At 46.3% G+C, this 14,596-nt stretch carries 19 protein-coding genes; 8 read left to right on the forward strand and 11 right to left on the reverse strand.

The annotated features are described in order from the left end of the window. Positions 1 to 18: 18 nt before the first annotated feature. Entirely contained in the window at positions 19 to 1,347 is a 1,329-nt protein-coding gene (gene deoA / locus R7040_RS17415; protein WP_025768209.1) for a thymidine phosphorylase, read from the reverse strand. Between the two features lie 97 nt (positions 1,348 to 1,444). Beyond that, positions 1,445 to 2,221: a deoxyribose-phosphate aldolase gene (gene deoC / locus R7040_RS17420; protein WP_005380133.1), complete on the reverse strand. Its 777-nt coding sequence runs from the start codon at positions 2,219 to 2,221 to the stop codon at positions 1,445 to 1,447. Positions 2,222 to 2,311: 90 nt separating this feature from the next. On the opposite strand from deoC, the gene R7040_RS17425 reads away from it, so the two are divergent. Beyond that, positions 2,312 to 2,446 (forward strand): hypothetical protein, encoded by a 135-nt coding sequence (locus tag R7040_RS17425; RefSeq protein WP_005391675.1) that lies wholly within the window; start codon positions 2,312 to 2,314, stop codon positions 2,444 to 2,446. A 358-nt stretch (positions 2,447 to 2,804) separates the two neighbouring features. On the opposite strand, the gene R7040_RS17430 is transcribed toward R7040_RS17425, so the two are convergent. The 5 genes from R7040_RS17430 to R7040_RS17450 all read right to left on the reverse strand — a co-directional run bounded on the left by R7040_RS17430 (position 2,805) and on the right by R7040_RS17450 (position 7,838). Beyond that, positions 2,805 to 4,088, reverse strand: coding sequence for a NupC/NupG family nucleoside CNT transporter (locus R7040_RS17430; protein WP_005380131.1), 1,284 nt, complete (start codon positions 4,086 to 4,088; stop codon positions 2,805 to 2,807). A 204-nt stretch (positions 4,089 to 4,292) separates the two neighbouring features. Continuing rightward, positions 4,293 to 5,066, reverse strand: a complete 774-nt coding sequence (locus tag R7040_RS17435) for a TatD family hydrolase (protein WP_064354270.1) — start codon at positions 5,064 to 5,066, stop codon at positions 4,293 to 4,295. After that, a complete protein-coding gene (locus R7040_RS17440; protein WP_005380125.1) occupies positions 5,053 to 5,250 on the reverse strand; it encodes a DUF5363 family protein in 198 nt (65 codons plus the stop codon). The genes R7040_RS17435 and R7040_RS17440 overlap by 14 nt, the downstream gene beginning before the upstream one ends. A 94-nt stretch (positions 5,251 to 5,344) precedes the next feature. Beyond that, positions 5,345 to 6,934 carry a peptide chain release factor 3 gene (prfC, locus tag R7040_RS17445; RefSeq protein WP_005391671.1) on the reverse strand — a complete coding sequence of 530 codons (1,590 nt, stop codon included), beginning with the start codon at positions 6,932 to 6,934 and terminating at the stop codon, positions 5,345 to 5,347. Between the two features lie 256 nt (positions 6,935 to 7,190). Further along, a complete protein-coding gene (locus tag R7040_RS17450; RefSeq protein WP_000854920.1) occupies positions 7,191 to 7,838 on the reverse strand; it encodes a LexA family protein in 648 nt (215 codons plus the stop codon). A 117-nt stretch (positions 7,839 to 7,955) separates the two neighbouring features. Here R7040_RS17450 and R7040_RS17455 point away from each other — a divergent pair, with 117 nt between their 5' ends. From R7040_RS17455 to eexR, 7 genes are read left to right on the forward strand one after another with little or no spacing between them, the layout of a single operon-like run. Beyond that, entirely contained in the window at positions 7,956 to 8,207 is a 252-nt protein-coding gene (locus tag R7040_RS17455; RefSeq protein ID WP_022609764.1) for a helix-turn-helix domain-containing protein, read from the forward strand. 55 nt (positions 8,208 to 8,262) lie between these two features. Then, complete coding sequence (locus R7040_RS17460) at positions 8,263 to 9,132, forward strand: hypothetical protein (RefSeq protein WP_028867980.1); 870 nt, start codon at positions 8,263 to 8,265, stop codon at positions 9,130 to 9,132. Then, positions 9,119 to 9,781 (forward strand): DUF6475 domain-containing protein, encoded by a 663-nt coding sequence (locus R7040_RS17465; RefSeq protein ID WP_007105460.1) that lies wholly within the window; start codon positions 9,119 to 9,121, stop codon positions 9,779 to 9,781. The genes R7040_RS17460 and R7040_RS17465 overlap by 14 nt, the downstream gene beginning before the upstream one ends. Further along, on the forward strand, positions 9,768 to 10,316 hold the full coding sequence (locus tag R7040_RS17470) for a lytic transglycosylase domain-containing protein (RefSeq protein WP_025610846.1): 549 nt from the start codon (positions 9,768 to 9,770) through the stop codon (positions 10,314 to 10,316). Before R7040_RS17465 ends, R7040_RS17470 begins: the two co-directional genes overlap by 14 nt. After that, positions 10,313 to 10,612 carry a flagellar transcriptional regulator FlhD gene (locus R7040_RS17475; RefSeq protein ID WP_000210563.1) on the forward strand — a complete coding sequence of 100 codons (300 nt, stop codon included), beginning with the start codon at positions 10,313 to 10,315 and terminating at the stop codon, positions 10,610 to 10,612. The genes R7040_RS17470 and R7040_RS17475 overlap by 4 nt, the downstream gene beginning before the upstream one ends. Further along, complete coding sequence (locus R7040_RS17480; protein ID WP_000566755.1) at positions 10,609 to 11,142, forward strand: FlhC family transcriptional regulator; 534 nt, start codon at positions 10,609 to 10,611, stop codon at positions 11,140 to 11,142. Before R7040_RS17475 ends, R7040_RS17480 begins: the two co-directional genes overlap by 4 nt. Positions 11,143 to 11,196: 54 nt before the next feature. After that, a complete protein-coding gene (gene eexR / locus R7040_RS17485; protein WP_028867978.1) occupies positions 11,197 to 11,628 on the forward strand; it encodes an entry exclusion protein EexR in 432 nt (143 codons plus the stop codon). Positions 11,629 to 11,733: 105 nt separating this feature from the next. On the opposite strand, the gene merA is transcribed toward eexR, so the two are convergent. Genes merA through R7040_RS17505 form a run of 4 tightly spaced genes read right to left on the reverse strand, consistent with a single transcriptional unit; the run spans position 11,734 to position 14,550 of the window. Next, positions 11,734 to 13,407 carry a mercury(II) reductase gene (merA, locus tag R7040_RS17490; protein ID WP_028867977.1) on the reverse strand — a complete coding sequence of 558 codons (1,674 nt, stop codon included), beginning with the start codon at positions 13,405 to 13,407 and terminating at the stop codon, positions 11,734 to 11,736. A gap of 37 nt (positions 13,408 to 13,444) precedes the next feature. Beyond that, complete coding sequence (gene merC / locus R7040_RS17495) at positions 13,445 to 13,852, reverse strand: organomercurial transporter MerC (protein WP_196575170.1); 408 nt, start codon at positions 13,850 to 13,852, stop codon at positions 13,445 to 13,447. A 15-nt stretch (positions 13,853 to 13,867) separates the two neighbouring features. Further along, on the reverse strand, positions 13,868 to 14,143 hold the full coding sequence (gene merP, locus R7040_RS17500) for a mercury resistance system periplasmic binding protein MerP (protein ID WP_028867975.1): 276 nt from the start codon (positions 14,141 to 14,143) through the stop codon (positions 13,868 to 13,870). 59 nt (positions 14,144 to 14,202) lie between these two features. After that, a complete protein-coding gene (locus R7040_RS17505; protein WP_028867974.1) occupies positions 14,203 to 14,550 on the reverse strand; it encodes a mercuric transporter MerT family protein in 348 nt (115 codons plus the stop codon). Positions 14,551 to 14,596: the final 46 nt, after the last annotated feature.

A 14,596-nucleotide genomic window follows, 5' to 3' on the forward strand; every position in this document is an offset into this window, starting at 1 on the left:
GTGTAATTACTTGTTCTATTAGATATCTTCTGCACGAATTTGGCGGTAAACCTCTGGAGTTGGTGTGTATTCACCACCTACTTTGATTGCACTGCGCAGTGCTTTTGCCGCTTCTTCCCATTGCTCTTCAGTGCGAGCGTGGATGACCGCAAGAGGTTTATCACTGTCTGCGACCTCACCTAGGCGGATGAACTCGTCGAAACCAACTGCGTAGTCGATTTCATCAGTAGCAACGCGACGACCACCACCCATAGCAACCACAGCCATGCCGATAGCACGTGTATCCATTGCAGAGACAATGCCCGTTTCTGTTGCGTAAACTGGCTTAATGATTGCTGCTTTTTCTAAGTAGTTGTCGTAGTTTTCTACGAAGTCCGCAGGGCCGCCTAAACCGGCAACCATCTTGCCGAAGCACTCAGCCGCTTTGCCGTTATCCAGCACTTCCATCAGTTTTGCGCGTGCGTCTTCTGTGTTCTCAGCAAGCTTGCCAAGTACTAACATTTCAGCACATGAAGCCATGGTCACTTCAAGTAGACGAGGATTACGGTATTCACCCGTTAAGAAACGAACCGCTTCACGAACTTCCACTGCGTTACCCGCTGAAGACGCCAATACTTGGTTCATGTCCGTAAGAATTGCCGTAGTTTTAGTGCCAGCACCGTTTGCTACCGCAACGATTGATTTTGCTAGCTCTTCAGACGCTTCGTAAGTTGGCATAAATGCACCTGAACCCACTTTTACGTCCATCACTAGCGATTCCAGACCCGCCGCCAGTTTCTTAGAAAGGATCGACGCCGTAATCAGGGAGATATTGTCTACCGTTGCGGTAATATCACGAGTCGCGTAAACACGCTTATCCGCAGGAGCAAGGTCACCAGTTTGACCGATGATCGCCACACCAGCGTCTTTGGTTACTTGACCAAAAACATCGTTGCTCGGCGTAATGTTGTAACCAGGGATAGATTCAAGTTTATCCAGCGTACCGCCTGTATGACCAAGACCGCGGCCAGAGATCATAGGTACGAAACCGCCACACGCTGCCACCATTGGGCCAAGCATTAAAGAAGTTACGTCACCCACACCACCGGTTGAGTGTTTGTCGACAATTGGACCACCGAAGTTCATGTGGCTCCAGTCGATAACCATGCCCGAATCACGCATTGCACACGTTAAGGCGATGCGCTCATCCATGGTCATTTCATTAAAGAAAATCGTCATAGCAAACGCCGCAATCTGACCTTCAGATACCGTGTTGTTCGCTACGCCTTGAATAAAGAAGTTGATTTCGTCTGCGGTAAGTACTTCACCGTCACGTTTTTTACGAATGATTTCTTGTGGTAAATACATTAGTGCCTCCCAAGCTCTTTTGAGCCATGGTTGTAGTAGGATAGAAGAGGTTTGGTAGCACCCGTTTAGGTGCTACCGTTCAGACGTATTATTGGAATTAGTACGCTGTTGGATCAGCGACGTCGTCCGATACTTCTAATGTATTTAGTAGGTTGGTTAGCAGGCTAGACGCACCAAAACGGTAGTGACGAGCATCAACCCAGTTGTCACCTAGGATTTCGTCAGCCATTGCTAGGTATGCTGCTGCGTCTTCAGCAGTGCGCACACCACCTGCTGGTTTGAAACCAACAGTTTCTGCAACACCCATGTCGCGAATAACTTCAAGCATCATGCGAGCGTATTCTGGTGTTGCGTTTACTGGCACTTTACCAGTTGAAGTTTTAATGAAGTCAGCACCTGCTTCAATACAGATTTGAGATGCTTTCTTGATTAGTGCTTCTTCTTTTAGTTCACCTGTTTCGATGATCACTTTAAGAAGAATGTCACCACAAGCTTCTTTACATTGCTTAACTAGTTCGAAGCCTACTTTCTCATCACCCGCCATTAGCGCGCGGTAAGGAAAAACTACGTCAACTTCGTCTGCACCGTAAGCAACCGCCGCTTTTGTTTCAGCAACTGCGATTTCAATGTCGTCGTTACCATGTGGGAAGTTCGTTACTGTTGCAATACGAACCTCTGGCGTACCTTGCTCACGAAGTGTCTTCTTAGCAATAGGAATAAAGCGAGGGTAAATACAAATTGCAGCTGTGTTGCCTACTGCTGTTTTCGCGTCATGACATAGTGAGATCACTTTTGCATCAGTGTCATCGTCATTCAACGTAGTTAGGTCCATAAGTTTAAGTGCACGTAGCGCTGCTGCTTTTAAATCGCTCATTTCTATCTCCGATCAATATTCAAAAAATTCACTACTCAGCCTTACATCACGTCTTTAACTATAATCAACAAGTCGAGACAATGTGAGTAAATGGCTAAACAGTCTATTAATGAACGGACTTGGTTCCCTGAAGACTCGGCATATACAGCGAAAATTTATCATATGCCAATTGCTATCCTTGTCACCGCACAGTACCAGTTTGGCCTATGGCACAACAATCTATGATTGCGGTGTCTTTAATATCACATCACAAAGCAAAACGCCTATTAGATCTGATATTGCAGGGCAATTCATTTGCCCATCGATTATGTAATATTCATTACGTGATTAAGAATCAAGCTTAACCACTATCCTGTGATTAATACATTATAGAGTTTCACCGCAAAACTGTAGCACCAAATAGAGCGCAAACGGTTTGTATCTCAAAATTTCCTATCCCCTATTCCATTGACTGCGTAATACCTCGACTAAGGCAAACACCCGATGAAATTTTGGAGCCCGAAAAACGAAAAATGCCCCGCAGCAATCTCTTGCTACAGGGCATGATGTAAAACGGCGTCTATATATTAAGAACCGATTCTAATTATAGTGCTGCAAGGCTTAAGCAGAAGCCTGCAATTGTCGCTGCCATAAGGTTAGACAACGTACCTGCAAGAACTGCTTTAACACCCATGCGAGCGATGTCACTACGACGGTTTGGTGCAAGGCTACCTAGACCACCAAGTAGAATCGCGATAGAAGAAAGGTTCGCGAAACCACATAGTGCGAATGAGATGATAGCTGTTGTCTTCTCAGACATTACTTCACCAGTTGCCGCGATTACTTGAGCGTTTTCACCTAGATATGGTGTGAAGTTCAAGTAAGCAACGAATTCGTTCACTACGATTTTCTGACCGATGAATGAACCAGCTGTTACAGCTTCTGCCCATGGAACACCGATTAGGAATGCTAGTGGAGAGAACGCGTAACCTAGGATTAGCTCTAGTGTTAGTTCTGGCATGCCGAACCAACCACCGATGCCACCTAGCATACCGTTGATTAGCGCGATTAGACCAACGAATGCGATTAGCATTGCACCTACGTTAAGCGCAAGTTGTAGACCAGAAGCCGCACCGCCCGCAGCTGCGTCGATTACGTTAACTGGTTTGTCGTCACCGCCGTCCATCGCTTCTTCGATACTTTCGTGAGGCTGGTCAGTCTCAGGGTGAAGGATTTTAGCGAACAGTAGACCACCTGGTGCTGCCATGAATGATGCCGCAACTAGGTACTCTAGTGGAACACCCATAGATGCGTAACCAGCTAGTACACCACCAGCAACAGAAGCTAGACCACCACACATTACCGCGAATAGCTCTGATTGAGTCATTTTTGGAACGAATGGACGAACAACTAGAGGTGCCTCAGTTTGACCTACGAAAATGTTAGCTGCTGCTGACATTGATTCCGCACGCGAAGTGCCTAGCGCTTTTTGTAGTGCGCCACCAAGAATCTTGATAACCCATTGCATAACGCCAATGTAGTAAAGAACTGAAATCAGTGCAGAGAAGAAGATCAGTGTAGGAAGAACACGGAATGCGAAGATGAAACCGCCGCCGCCGAATACTTCGAACATCTTGTCAGAAACAAGACCACCGAACAGGAATGATGAACCATCGTTACCGTAGTTGATAACGTTAGAAACACCTGAAGAGAAACCGTTTAGTAGATCACGGCCCCAAGGTACATACAGAACAAATGCACCTAATGCGAATTGGATAGCGAATGCGCCACCCACAGTTCTAAAGTTGATAGCTTTTCGGTTGTTAGAAAATGCCACTGCAATCGCAAGAAGCACTACCATACCGATTAGGCTCATAAACAGGCTCATAGTTTATGACTTCCTTATAAGTTATTTATTGGCGTGTTACAAAATGGAGCTATAAAGCGGGGGCAATTATACTCATGCAGAATCAATTAAAGTAATGCCAGCCTCACACTTTCCTATAAGATTCATGATTGATTCAACCAGCTTTGTGAGTTAATTCACAATAAGCAGGAAAACGTTTTCGATTTCAAACCACATCTTTAGATTTTATTCACATATCGAGAAAGCAAAATTGCTATTTTTCCACAGTTGAGAGGCAATCGATTGCTTTCGGCCGTTATGCAACTCTACGAGCTCATTAAAGACGTGAATGAGTTTGGCTGGGTGATTTGACTCCCCTTGATATCCAAGTATAGGCATATCTGGTGCGTCTGTTTCGATTACTAGGTTTTCGAGTGGTAATTTTTGAATTGCGTCGCGTGTTTTCTTGGCTCTTGGGTAGGTAATCGTTCCTCCTACACCGATAAAAAAACCTAATTTGACCCACTCCATGGCTTGCTGATAACTCCCAGAAAAAGCGTGTAGCACACCACCTCTAGGGAGATTCGCCGCTTTCACCATTTGAATGAGGCGATTGTGCGCTTTTCGGCTATGTAAAATAACTGGGAGTTCGAAGCGTCTAGCCAGCTCAAATTGAACTTCAAGTATCTTTTCTTGCAACTGTGGCTCAACATCAATGGCAAAATCTAAACCACACTCTCCTATTGCCACGCACTGCTGCCCTTTTTGATTTAGATAGCCTTCTAGCTCTGTAAGGTGCTGCTCAACGTTATCTTCAAGAAAATACGGATGAAAGCCGAGCGCATAATACAAATTGGCATGTTGCTCTGCCAAAGTTTGAATACGAGCCCAGTTTTGCGGACCGACGGAAGGAATCAAAATTCTTGCGACGCCTTGCGTTTGAGCAAGCTCAAGTTGATGTGCAAAGTCATCTTGAAACACATCAAAATCAAAGTGGCAGTGCGTATCAAAGAGCTTCATCTTGACGCTTTTTATCTGTATCTGCGGGCAGAAAATCAGAGGATGGTTGGGCTTCACTCTTCTCTTCAGTTTGATGGGCTGGGTCTTTTCGATATGGGACACAACTGCGTTTCTGATCGGGAGTTAACCCCATCTCTTTACACCAGTTGTCGTAACGCTTTAGCCCACGTTTAAACCAATTCATATCTTATCCTTATATAAAAACGCCCTTGGCTAAGTTTATAGCCAAGGGCGTTTTAAAATCTAGTTTGCGTTAAGGCTTACCCTAACCGCGCAAATTAGTGCTCACGCGTCGCACGGAAATCAACGTCAGGGAAACGCTCTTTCGCCAAGTTTAAGTTAACCATTGTTGGAGCGATATACGTTAGGTTATCACCACCATCCAATGCTAAGTTCGCTTGATTCTTGCGTTGGAACTCATCCAGTTTCTTCGCATCACCACACTCAACCCAACGCGCAGTTGCAACGTTAATGCCTTCATAAATCGCTTCAACGTTATACTCAGATTTCAAACGAGCCACAACAACATCGAACTGAAGTACACCAACGGCACCAACGATCAGATCGTTGTTCTGTAGAGGACGGAATACCTGTACCGCACCTTCTTCTGATAGCTGAACCAAACCTTTGAGAAGCTGCTTCTGCTTTAATGGATCTTTCAGGCGAATACGACGGAATAGTTCCGGAGCGAAGTTCGGAATACCAGAGAACTTCAGTGATTCACCTTGAGTAAAGGTATCACCAATCTGAATAGTGCCGTGGTTGTGTAGACCAATGATGTCACCGGCGTAAGCGTGTTCCGCACGTGCACGGTCACCAGCCATAAAGGTTACTGCATCAGAGATACTCACTTGCTTGCCAAGACGAACGTGGTTCATCTTCATACCTTGCGTGTAAGTGCCCGATACAATACGCATGAATGCGATACGGTCGCGGTGTTTTGGGTCCATGTTCGCTTGGATCTTAAATACGAAACCAGAGAACTTCTCTTCAGTCGCTTCAACTTCACGTTCAACCGCTTGACGAGTTTTCGGCGCTGGAGCCCATTCAGTTAGACCGTCTAGCATATGATCCACACCAAAGTTACCTAATGCAGTACCGAAGTAAACTGGCGTAAGATCACCGGTTAAGAACATTTCCAAATCAAACTCAGGGCAAGCACCCATGACAAGCTCAAGCTCTTCTCGAACACTTTCCGCAAGGCCTGCACCAACTTTTTCATCAAGCTCTGGGTTGTCGAGACCTTTGATGATTCGAACTTCTTGAATCTCATGACCGTGACCTGATTCGTATAAAATCGTTTCATCACGGTGAATGTGGTACACACCTTTAAATTCTTTACCACAGCCGATTGGCCATGTAATTGGCGCACACATCATGCCCAACTCGTTTTCTACCTCGTCCAATACTTCCATTGGATCACGAACGTCACGGTCAAGTTTGTTCATGAAGGTTACGATTGGCGTGTCACGCAGACGCGTTACTTCCATCAGCTTACGTGTACGATCCTCGACACCTTTCGCCGCATCGATAACCATCAAACACGAGTCTACTGCCGTTAACGTACGGTATGTATCTTCCGAGAAGTCTTCGTGTCCAGGCGTATCAAGTAGGTTTACCAGACAGTCATTGTAAGGGAACTGCATTACAGAAGTGGTTACCGAGATACCACGTTCTTTTTCCATTTCCATCCAGTCTGATTTTGCATGCTGTGCGTTACCACGACCTTTAACCGTACCTGCTTTTTGGATCGCGTTTCCGAATAAAAGGACTTTTTCAGTAATGGTGGTTTTACCCGCATCCGGGTGCGAGATGATAGCAAAGGTCCTTCGCTTATTGATTTCATTAAGAAAATCTTGGTTTGCCATGTATAAATTCTTTTAGTTTGTACACGGATTTGTACACACTTTTGGAAGTACTCTCTTTTCAGTTCTTCGCTTGTCAAATCCGTCGTGTTAATCGTAATTGGCCGCTATTTTCGCTGATCTTGACTTTATAAACAATCAATGGTTATCTAATCGGTTACCATTTACTCTCAGCGTGCACCAATGCTCAGTTGTAGCTGTTTGCAATCGTTGCTTCTTCAGCTAATGAACAACTGTGGCTAAACCACAAATTCCTTCGCTACCAGAAATCGATGATAGCTTGTCGTACTACACCGATGATGGTGCAGTTGCCGTTGATCGGTATTGCAGGGTATTGCGGGTTCAAAGGTTTTAGATACTTCTGTTCACCATCAATAACCAACTGCTTAAAGGTTGCTTCTTTCGAATCATCCAAACGCGCAACAACCAATGAACCTGAAGAGTAAGGTAACTCAGGATCAACAACGATCACTGCCCCCTCAGGTATGGATTTTTTTCCGCTTGGATTTTCCATACTGTCGCCTTTTACGCGAAGTGCGAAACAACCCTCATGTGCTTTCCCAGTGACTTCACGCCACTCCTCAGCATCTTCATGGGCAAATCCCTCCGCTATTTCAGTCCAATCACCGGCCTGAACCCAGTTAATGAGAGGAATTCTTCCCTTAATATCAGGCCCGACTTCTACATTACCGACCCCCAAGCCAATCTCGCCATCACCTGTGGCGAGCCAATGAGCATTCACGCGAAGCGCCTCCGCGATCTGCATGGTGTAACGAGACCTAGCCGATTTACCAGAGCAAATCTGGCTGATCGACTGCTGTTTGATACCAATGCGACGAGCCAACTCAGACTGAGTTACCCCAGTAAGCTGCAAGGCATGGTTTAGTCGTTCGGATAAAGTTTTCATAAGCCCGCATTTTACAAATAAAACTGTAGTCTTTCAACAATTTTAACTGTTGACTTATCTACAGTTTAAACTGTAACATTCAATCTTGTAACAGTTATTATTGTAACAGGAGACGGTATGGAAGTGTTCAAAACGACACAAAAACATCTCCGCCGTGCCATTGACTTGGTCGGCGGGCAATCAGCATTAGCAAGAGCCATCAACTCAAAACAGCAAAACGTCTGGTTTTGGTTGAATAAATCAGGGCGTGTTCCCGCTGAATTCGTTTTACCCATCGAACAAGCTACGCAAGGACAGGTAACCCGATCTCAGTTAAGACCGGACATCTACCCCGAATGCCAAAGCGAGCTGAAAGCCAGTAACCAGTAGGATTAAGGGCAAGTAATGGTCAGCATTTTACGTAAATACAAAAGCGAGTACCTCCATGCGTGATTATGGCAAGGTCTATACCCGCTTTTGGCTAAAGCAAAACGTTTTGTCCTGGAGTGACTCAGCGAAGTTGCTAGGACTGTATTTGCTTACATGCCCACATTGTAATTTGCTTGGCTGCTTTCGATTGCCGATTGGTTACGTTGCTTCTGACTTGAACTGGGATGAGCAACAGGTTGCCAAGGCTCTAAATGAGTTAGAACAAGATCAGTTCCTCATTCGTTGCGAGGAATCCGGTTGGACTTTGATTCGGAGCTTTCTGAAGCACAACCCAATCGAAAACCCAAACCAAGGTAAAGCAGCCTTTCGGTTGCTTAAAGATGTACCTGCCGACTTCATTGGTATGGTATCACTTTTGAAATCTCTTGCCGCTTTTCAAGCTCGGCTACCAGAAGAATTTTCATCATTGTTTATGCCTGATGGCAACCCGGTAAGGGACTCTCAACGGTCGGATGACTCTGAGGGAAGCAATAAACCAACAGTTAAAACTGTTGACCACATACAGTTTGAAGACTTCTGGGATGTACAAATACGCAAAGAAAAAAAAGCGAAAGCCAAAGAAGAATGGCTACGCATGGGCCTCAATGAAGACCATGAACTCGCCTTGGAAGTGCTAACACGCTGGAAAGAGCAACGAGAAAACCGATTGCAGTATCAAGATCGGACTAAGACCCCTATGCCACATAACTGGCTTTTAAACCGGCAATGGGAAGACGAGTACGTTCGCATTGATGAAGTACAGCAATCATCGACGAGCCTAAAGGGCAGCAATCACCAATTGAATATTGAAGAAAGCAATCGCCGCATTGCTGAAAGCTGGGCCGGACCGGGTATTCGGGAGGTTCGTTCAAGTGCAGGAGGTTGATAAACGCGAGTTTGCTGAAGTTTGGGGAGCTGCTTGGGCCATGTATGGCAAAAGCGTATCACCACAATTGCTATCCATCGCATTTGAAGCCCTTCGTGCTTATAGCATTGAAGAAGTGCGAATCGGTCTGACTCGGCATATTCAATCACCGGATACTGGGCAATTTTTTCCAAAGCCCGCTGACGTCATCAAGCATATCGACGGCAACTCGGGCTCAAGAGCCATGGTTGCTTGGAACAAAGTTGACAAGGCTGTTCGTCAGGTTGGCGCTTGGACATCAGTGATGTTTGACGATGCGCTTATCCACCGCGTGATTTCAGATATGGGTGGATGGGTTGAACTCTGCAAGGTTGATGACAGGGAATACCCCTTTAAGCAAAAAGAGTTTTTAACACGCTACCAGGCTTACTTGCTACGGGACGAAGTGGGTGAATACCCAAGGCTATTACAGGGTATTGCAGACCATCAGAACCAGCAAAAAGGATTTGATATGCAAGCGCCTGTTGCCGTAGGCGACTGGTCAAAAGCGGCACAAGTTTATACGAGAGGCATCGCCGACTTTAGCGCAGTGCCATTAAAAAGAATAAGCCCGAAAGCCATTCAGGCGCTTCTCGGAAATCAATTAGAGGACAAAAATGAAAACGATTAAAGCAAAAACCATTGCCCTAGTGATAGCCATGTCCGCAAGCACTTCAGTCTATGCGTTTCCGGGCTATCAGTGGGAAAAAGCAGCACAAAGTGTTGGTATTGATCCAGTCATGCTCTACGCCGTTGCCTTGGCTGAGTCGGCCTCACATCGAGGTCTTAACATGACCAGTCCATGGCCATACGCAATTCGCAATGGTTCAAATGCAACCTACGCCAAATCTAAGACAGAAGCGGAGCAACTGTTAAACCAAGCACTGCAAGAGAGTGAAAAATACCAGCTCGATATTGGCCTAATGCAAATCAATTTGCATTGGCATGGGCATCGGGTGAGCTCAGCGGCGGAACTGCTAGACCCCATCACCAACCTTACCGTCGGCTCCAGTATTTTGGCCGAAGCAATCAAGTCTTCACCTAACGATTTAGAGCTTGGCATAGGCCGCTATCACAGTTGGAACGAAGAGCGTGCACGCTGGTATGGGCAAAGAGTGCTTTCTATTTATCGCAATATTTTACATGAACTGGAGGTCCGTCAATGACAACCAATCAACAAGACTTCTATCAATTAAACTTGGCGTACCTGCACGCAGCACGGGAATTGGCGCGCATTGATCCGCAAGAGGCTGTCTTGCGCTTTGGACTTACACGCGATGTGGTTGATGCTCTGATTAATGCTGGTGTTGACGACCTGCAACGAGTGGCGACCTCATCATTCATGCTGTTTCAACCAAGGGGTAACCAAAGCCAACTGATTGAGATGGTGAAGAGCAAAGGCACAGGTATCCCAAGAATCGCTTATTTATTATCAACCCTAAACAACAAGGGGGATGCATGATTGATAACCTGTCCAAAAGTGAGCTGTTTACCCGAGCCTCGCTGCTTATTAAATACGGATTTCGAACAACCATTATCGCGCTCGATACAGGTTTGCCAATCCACATTATCAGAAGGCTCCACAAAGAAGTGACTGGCAAGTCACCTTGTCCTGGTCAATTGCCAGAATCTGATGCCATCGTCAAAAGCAGAAGAGCATTAGTTGAAGGCTCCCTGCTTATGGCGCTTTATGTCAATATTGGTGGTGATAATGTCTACAAGCAATTAAATATCGATGCTTTGATGAAGGCTTACGATGCGTATTTGGTTGCAAGAAAAGAAGCAGATCTTCCAGCTGAGATCCCCTGGAAAAAACTGACCATCAATGAAGGTTGGGTTCTAGCTCGTGATTTAAGATCACAGCTAGCATCCTTACACCGGTGTCGATGCGGCAGTCTGTATTTGACGGTATCTCAACAGCGCATTCAGCTTAAATGTCCTGTGTGCGAGATTATGGCCGAGCAAACCACTAGAGCACTTTTTGAGAACTAAAATGCTGATGCATGATTTGATTGTGCACCGCCCGTGCACTTTGAGAGTACTAAGATGATAAAATTACTTAAATCTTTACCAGCACGCTGCTGGTTTATATCACTGGGGCTTTTTCTGGCGACTTTGGCTGCGGCTCATTTTTTTCCCTCAGAAATATTAACGGCATCTGCCAAGTTAGCGGCTTTGCCATTTCTGATTTGCACCATCGTTTTTTTCAGCTACTTGGGATTCAAAGCAATTGCTAGTCCTATCGGCCTTATAACCATCACCACTATGTTTTTAGCAATCGCATATTGGCAAGCGAGTTGGACAATTTTATGTGTCGGTTTAGCCTTCTTAGGCTTAAGCGGACTAATCCATTTATTTCAAAGACAACTGAAAGATACCGGTCGAGAACTAAGCCTGAGCGAAAAAAAATATTGGTACTGGGTAAACGAATTTGCAGATGGTCGCTCATCTATCCTCCCTAAAAAAACAAGGTCATAGTAAATTGACTGCTTTTTTACTTATACTCAAAAAATTGATTGGCACTTTCGTACTACGAATGAAAAATGCCATTTCCATCAATGAATACGGATCAACTCAAGTTCGTTACCCAGCACAACAGGACAGTTCTTTGACATCCTTGTTAAAGGTTTGGGCGCAGAGCTTCAAACCCTCCACCATAGTCAGGTAAGGGAAAAGCTGGTCGGCTAATTCCGTCACCGTCATACGGTTGCGGATCGCCAGCGCCGCACTCTGGATCAGTTCTCCACCTTCATGCGCCAGAATCTGCGCCCCGATCAGGCGGCCAGTGGCTTTTTCCGTCACCAATTTGATAAAACCATCGGTCTCGAAATTCGCCAGTGCGCGCGGCACGTTCTCCATCTCCAATACACGACTGTCGGTTTCAATGTCTTGTGCGTTGGCTTGCTCTTCCGTGAGCCCAACAGTTGCCACCTGGGGATCGGTAAAAATCACTGCTGGCATGGTGGATAGATCCAGTTTGGCGTATCCGCCCGTCATGTTGATGCCGGAACGGCTACCGGCGGCCGCGGCGACATAGACGAATTGCGGCATGTTGCAGCAGTCTCCGGCGGCGTAAATACCGGGAACATTGGTTTCCATGCGTTCGTTAACAACGATTTCGCCCTTTTTGTTGGTCGTAACACCCACCGCGCCCAGATTGAGTTGGCAAGTATTGGCGTGTCGCCCGGTGCTTACCAGCAAACGATCGCAGCGTAGATCGCCCGCGTTAGTTTCCAATGTAAATTGGCTTCCATCGTGGGTCACCTTGGTAGCTTGCGTACTGTTTAATACTCGAATGCCTTCTTTTTCAAAACATCCGGTGAGTTTTTCACCGAGCAAGGGATCTTCCCGATAAAGCAATGTATGTCTTGCTAATATGGTGACTTCACTGCCTAAACGGCGATAAGCCTGGGCAATTTCCAGCGCTACAACCGACGAACCAATCACGACCAGGTGCTGCGGCAATTCCTGAGCAAACAGCGCTTCGGTAGAGGTCCAATAAGGTGTTTCAGTTAAACCATCAATAGGAGGAATGGTTGGCGTGGAGCCGGTAGCGATCAGGATTTTATCGGCGTGAACTGCCTGCTCGGTTCCATCATTTTTTCTGACTATCAGGGTGTTGGCATTTTTAAATTGCGCCCAACCTTTAAGTAAACTAAGCGCAGGATTTGTCTCCAGAATATTCTGGTACTTTGCCGCGCGCAGCTCTTCGACCCGAGCGGTCTGCTGCTGAGTCAACAAGGCTCGACTCAATTGGGGCGCATGATTTTCCAGTCCGGTAAAGGGATTATTGCGTTGCTGCTGAGCCAATTGAGCGGCGCGGATTAGAATTTTTGAGGGTACGCAGCCGACATTCACGCAACAGCCGCCAATCACATCGGCTCCCTCAATAAGAGTGACCTTGGCACCACCTTCAGCGGCTTTAATAGCGCAGGCAAAAGCGCCGGAACCCGTACCGATAATCGCCACATGTTGAGTTTGGTTGCTTTCAGTGTTGCTTGCATTTTCGTTGTCACAGCAGTCGTTCGGTGAAGTAATTTCTTTTGCAGTGCCAGTGGATTCTTTTGCGATATAACCGAGAGCTTCTATTGCTCCAATGAGAACGGTTACGCTGACCCCACCGTTCGTGGTGATCGTTGCTCTGGCGTTTTCATAAGATATTTCAACCTTATTAACGCCTTCGATCGCATCGAGTGCTTCTTTAACGTGGGCGACGCAACTTGGACAGGTCATCCCTTCTATCGATAGTAAGATCATTCGTTTTCCTCAAATAGTAGTCAGGCATTGCGTCGTGTTAAACAGCACAGCTGTCATCATCACAGCGTTTATTCGCCGGTGAAAAAATATCCCAAAGCGATACGGCAACCATCAGGCCTAATGCTGAATAGGTGACATAGCTGCTCCAGCCGTACTGGAAAAACGGATAGAGCGATAACAGCAATAAAATGGGGCCGGCCACACCCAGCGCACTACGGTGCCATTGCCGGTGGCTGAACCAGCCAAGTCCGTTGAGTACCAAGGCAATCCAGGCAAACAGGGGTAATAGCGTGCTAACAAACAGACCTTCCCATTGGCTGAGAAAACCCAGTCCTACCGCAGCGCCCAGACTGGCAATGGCCGGGAAACACATGGCGCATCCCATAGCAGAAACCAGCGCGCCCAATGAGCTAATCTTATCGCCGAACCGGGTCAGTAACCGTATTAGCATTTCTATGCTTTACTCCTTGAGCGTTGACGGATAACCCGCGTTAGTGGTGGCTTCGGTCAGTGCTTTTACCGTGGTTTTTTCGTCGTCGAAGGTGACCACCGCCAGTTTGGTCTTAAAGGTCACTTCGGCTTTACTGACGCCATCGACTTTTTGTAAGGCTTTTTCCACGGTAAAGGGACAGGTCACACAGTTCATGGTTGGGACTTCCAAAGTAACTGTTTTCGGGGCAGCTAAAGCGTTCAGGCTGGTCAGTACGAACAGGGACATTAGGGCGAGTGTTTTCATAATTTTCTCCAAGAGCAAGCCATAAAGATTTAATCAAAATAAAAGGTTAGAAATCGTCATCAGGCAAACCAGACAATCCAATAATTACTGGTGACTAAAACCAACGCAGTCAGTGCCGTTAACCAAAAGATCACCTGCCGACGTTTTCGCACTTGAGGAACTGCACAGGCGGTGCCTGGCTCACAGTCCTCGACGGGGCGATAGACCTTCCAGCCTGCGAAGCCAAATAAGGCTAAAACCAGCAGGATAAAAATGGGACGATAAGGTTCTAACAAGGTTAAATTACCAATCCAGGAGCCACTCACGCCTAGCAGCAACAAGACGAAAGGACCAGCGCAGCAAAGACCAGCGCCAATAGCGGCAATAACACCGCCGATGATTGGAAAGTTGGGATTACTTTTTGACATAACTCACTCTACTTATCGTACTTTAGTAAAACAAGCTTAAACCCCG

This window comes from Vibrio sp. 1069 (assembly GCF_033340555.1).

Excerpts from the sequence above, each read along its gene's own strand:
- deoA (WP_025768209.1), bottom strand. The coding sequence starts at position 1,347 with ATGTATTTACCACAAGAAATCATTCGTAAAAAACGTGACGGTGAAGTA.
- deoC (WP_005380133.1), bottom strand. The coding sequence starts at position 2,221 with ATGAGCGATTTAAAAGCAGCAGCGCTACGTGCACTTAAACTTATGGAC.
- R7040_RS17425 (WP_005391675.1), top strand. The coding sequence starts at position 2,312 with ATGGCTAAACAGTCTATTAATGAACGGACTTGGTTCCCTGAAGACTCG.
- R7040_RS17430 (WP_005380131.1), bottom strand. The coding sequence starts at position 4,088 with ATGAGCCTGTTTATGAGCCTAATCGGTATGGTAGTGCTTCTTGCGATT.
- R7040_RS17435 (WP_064354270.1), bottom strand. The coding sequence starts at position 5,066 with ATGAAGCTCTTTGATACGCACTGCCACTTTGATTTTGATGTGTTTCAA.
- R7040_RS17440 (WP_005380125.1), bottom strand. The coding sequence starts at position 5,250 with ATGAATTGGTTTAAACGTGGGCTAAAGCGTTACGACAACTGGTGTAAA.
- prfC (WP_005391671.1), bottom strand. The coding sequence starts at position 6,934 with ATGGCAAACCAAGATTTTCTTAATGAAATCAATAAGCGAAGGACCTTT.
- R7040_RS17450 (WP_000854920.1), bottom strand. The coding sequence starts at position 7,838 with ATGAAAACTTTATCCGAACGACTAAACCATGCCTTGCAGCTTACTGGG.
- R7040_RS17455 (WP_022609764.1), top strand. The coding sequence starts at position 7,956 with ATGGAAGTGTTCAAAACGACACAAAAACATCTCCGCCGTGCCATTGAC.
- R7040_RS17460 (WP_028867980.1), top strand. The coding sequence starts at position 8,263 with ATGCGTGATTATGGCAAGGTCTATACCCGCTTTTGGCTAAAGCAAAAC.
- R7040_RS17470 (WP_025610846.1), top strand. The coding sequence starts at position 9,768 with ATGAAAACGATTAAAGCAAAAACCATTGCCCTAGTGATAGCCATGTCC.
- R7040_RS17475 (WP_000210563.1), top strand. The coding sequence starts at position 10,313 with ATGACAACCAATCAACAAGACTTCTATCAATTAAACTTGGCGTACCTG.
- R7040_RS17480 (WP_000566755.1), top strand. The coding sequence starts at position 10,609 with ATGATTGATAACCTGTCCAAAAGTGAGCTGTTTACCCGAGCCTCGCTG.
- eexR (WP_028867978.1), top strand. The coding sequence starts at position 11,197 with ATGATAAAATTACTTAAATCTTTACCAGCACGCTGCTGGTTTATATCA.
- merA (WP_028867977.1), bottom strand. The coding sequence starts at position 13,407 with ATGATCTTACTATCGATAGAAGGGATGACCTGTCCAAGTTGCGTCGCC.
- merP (WP_028867975.1), bottom strand. The coding sequence starts at position 14,143 with ATGAAAACACTCGCCCTAATGTCCCTGTTCGTACTGACCAGCCTGAAC.
- R7040_RS17505 (WP_028867974.1), bottom strand. The coding sequence starts at position 14,550 with ATGTCAAAAAGTAATCCCAACTTTCCAATCATCGGCGGTGTTATTGCC.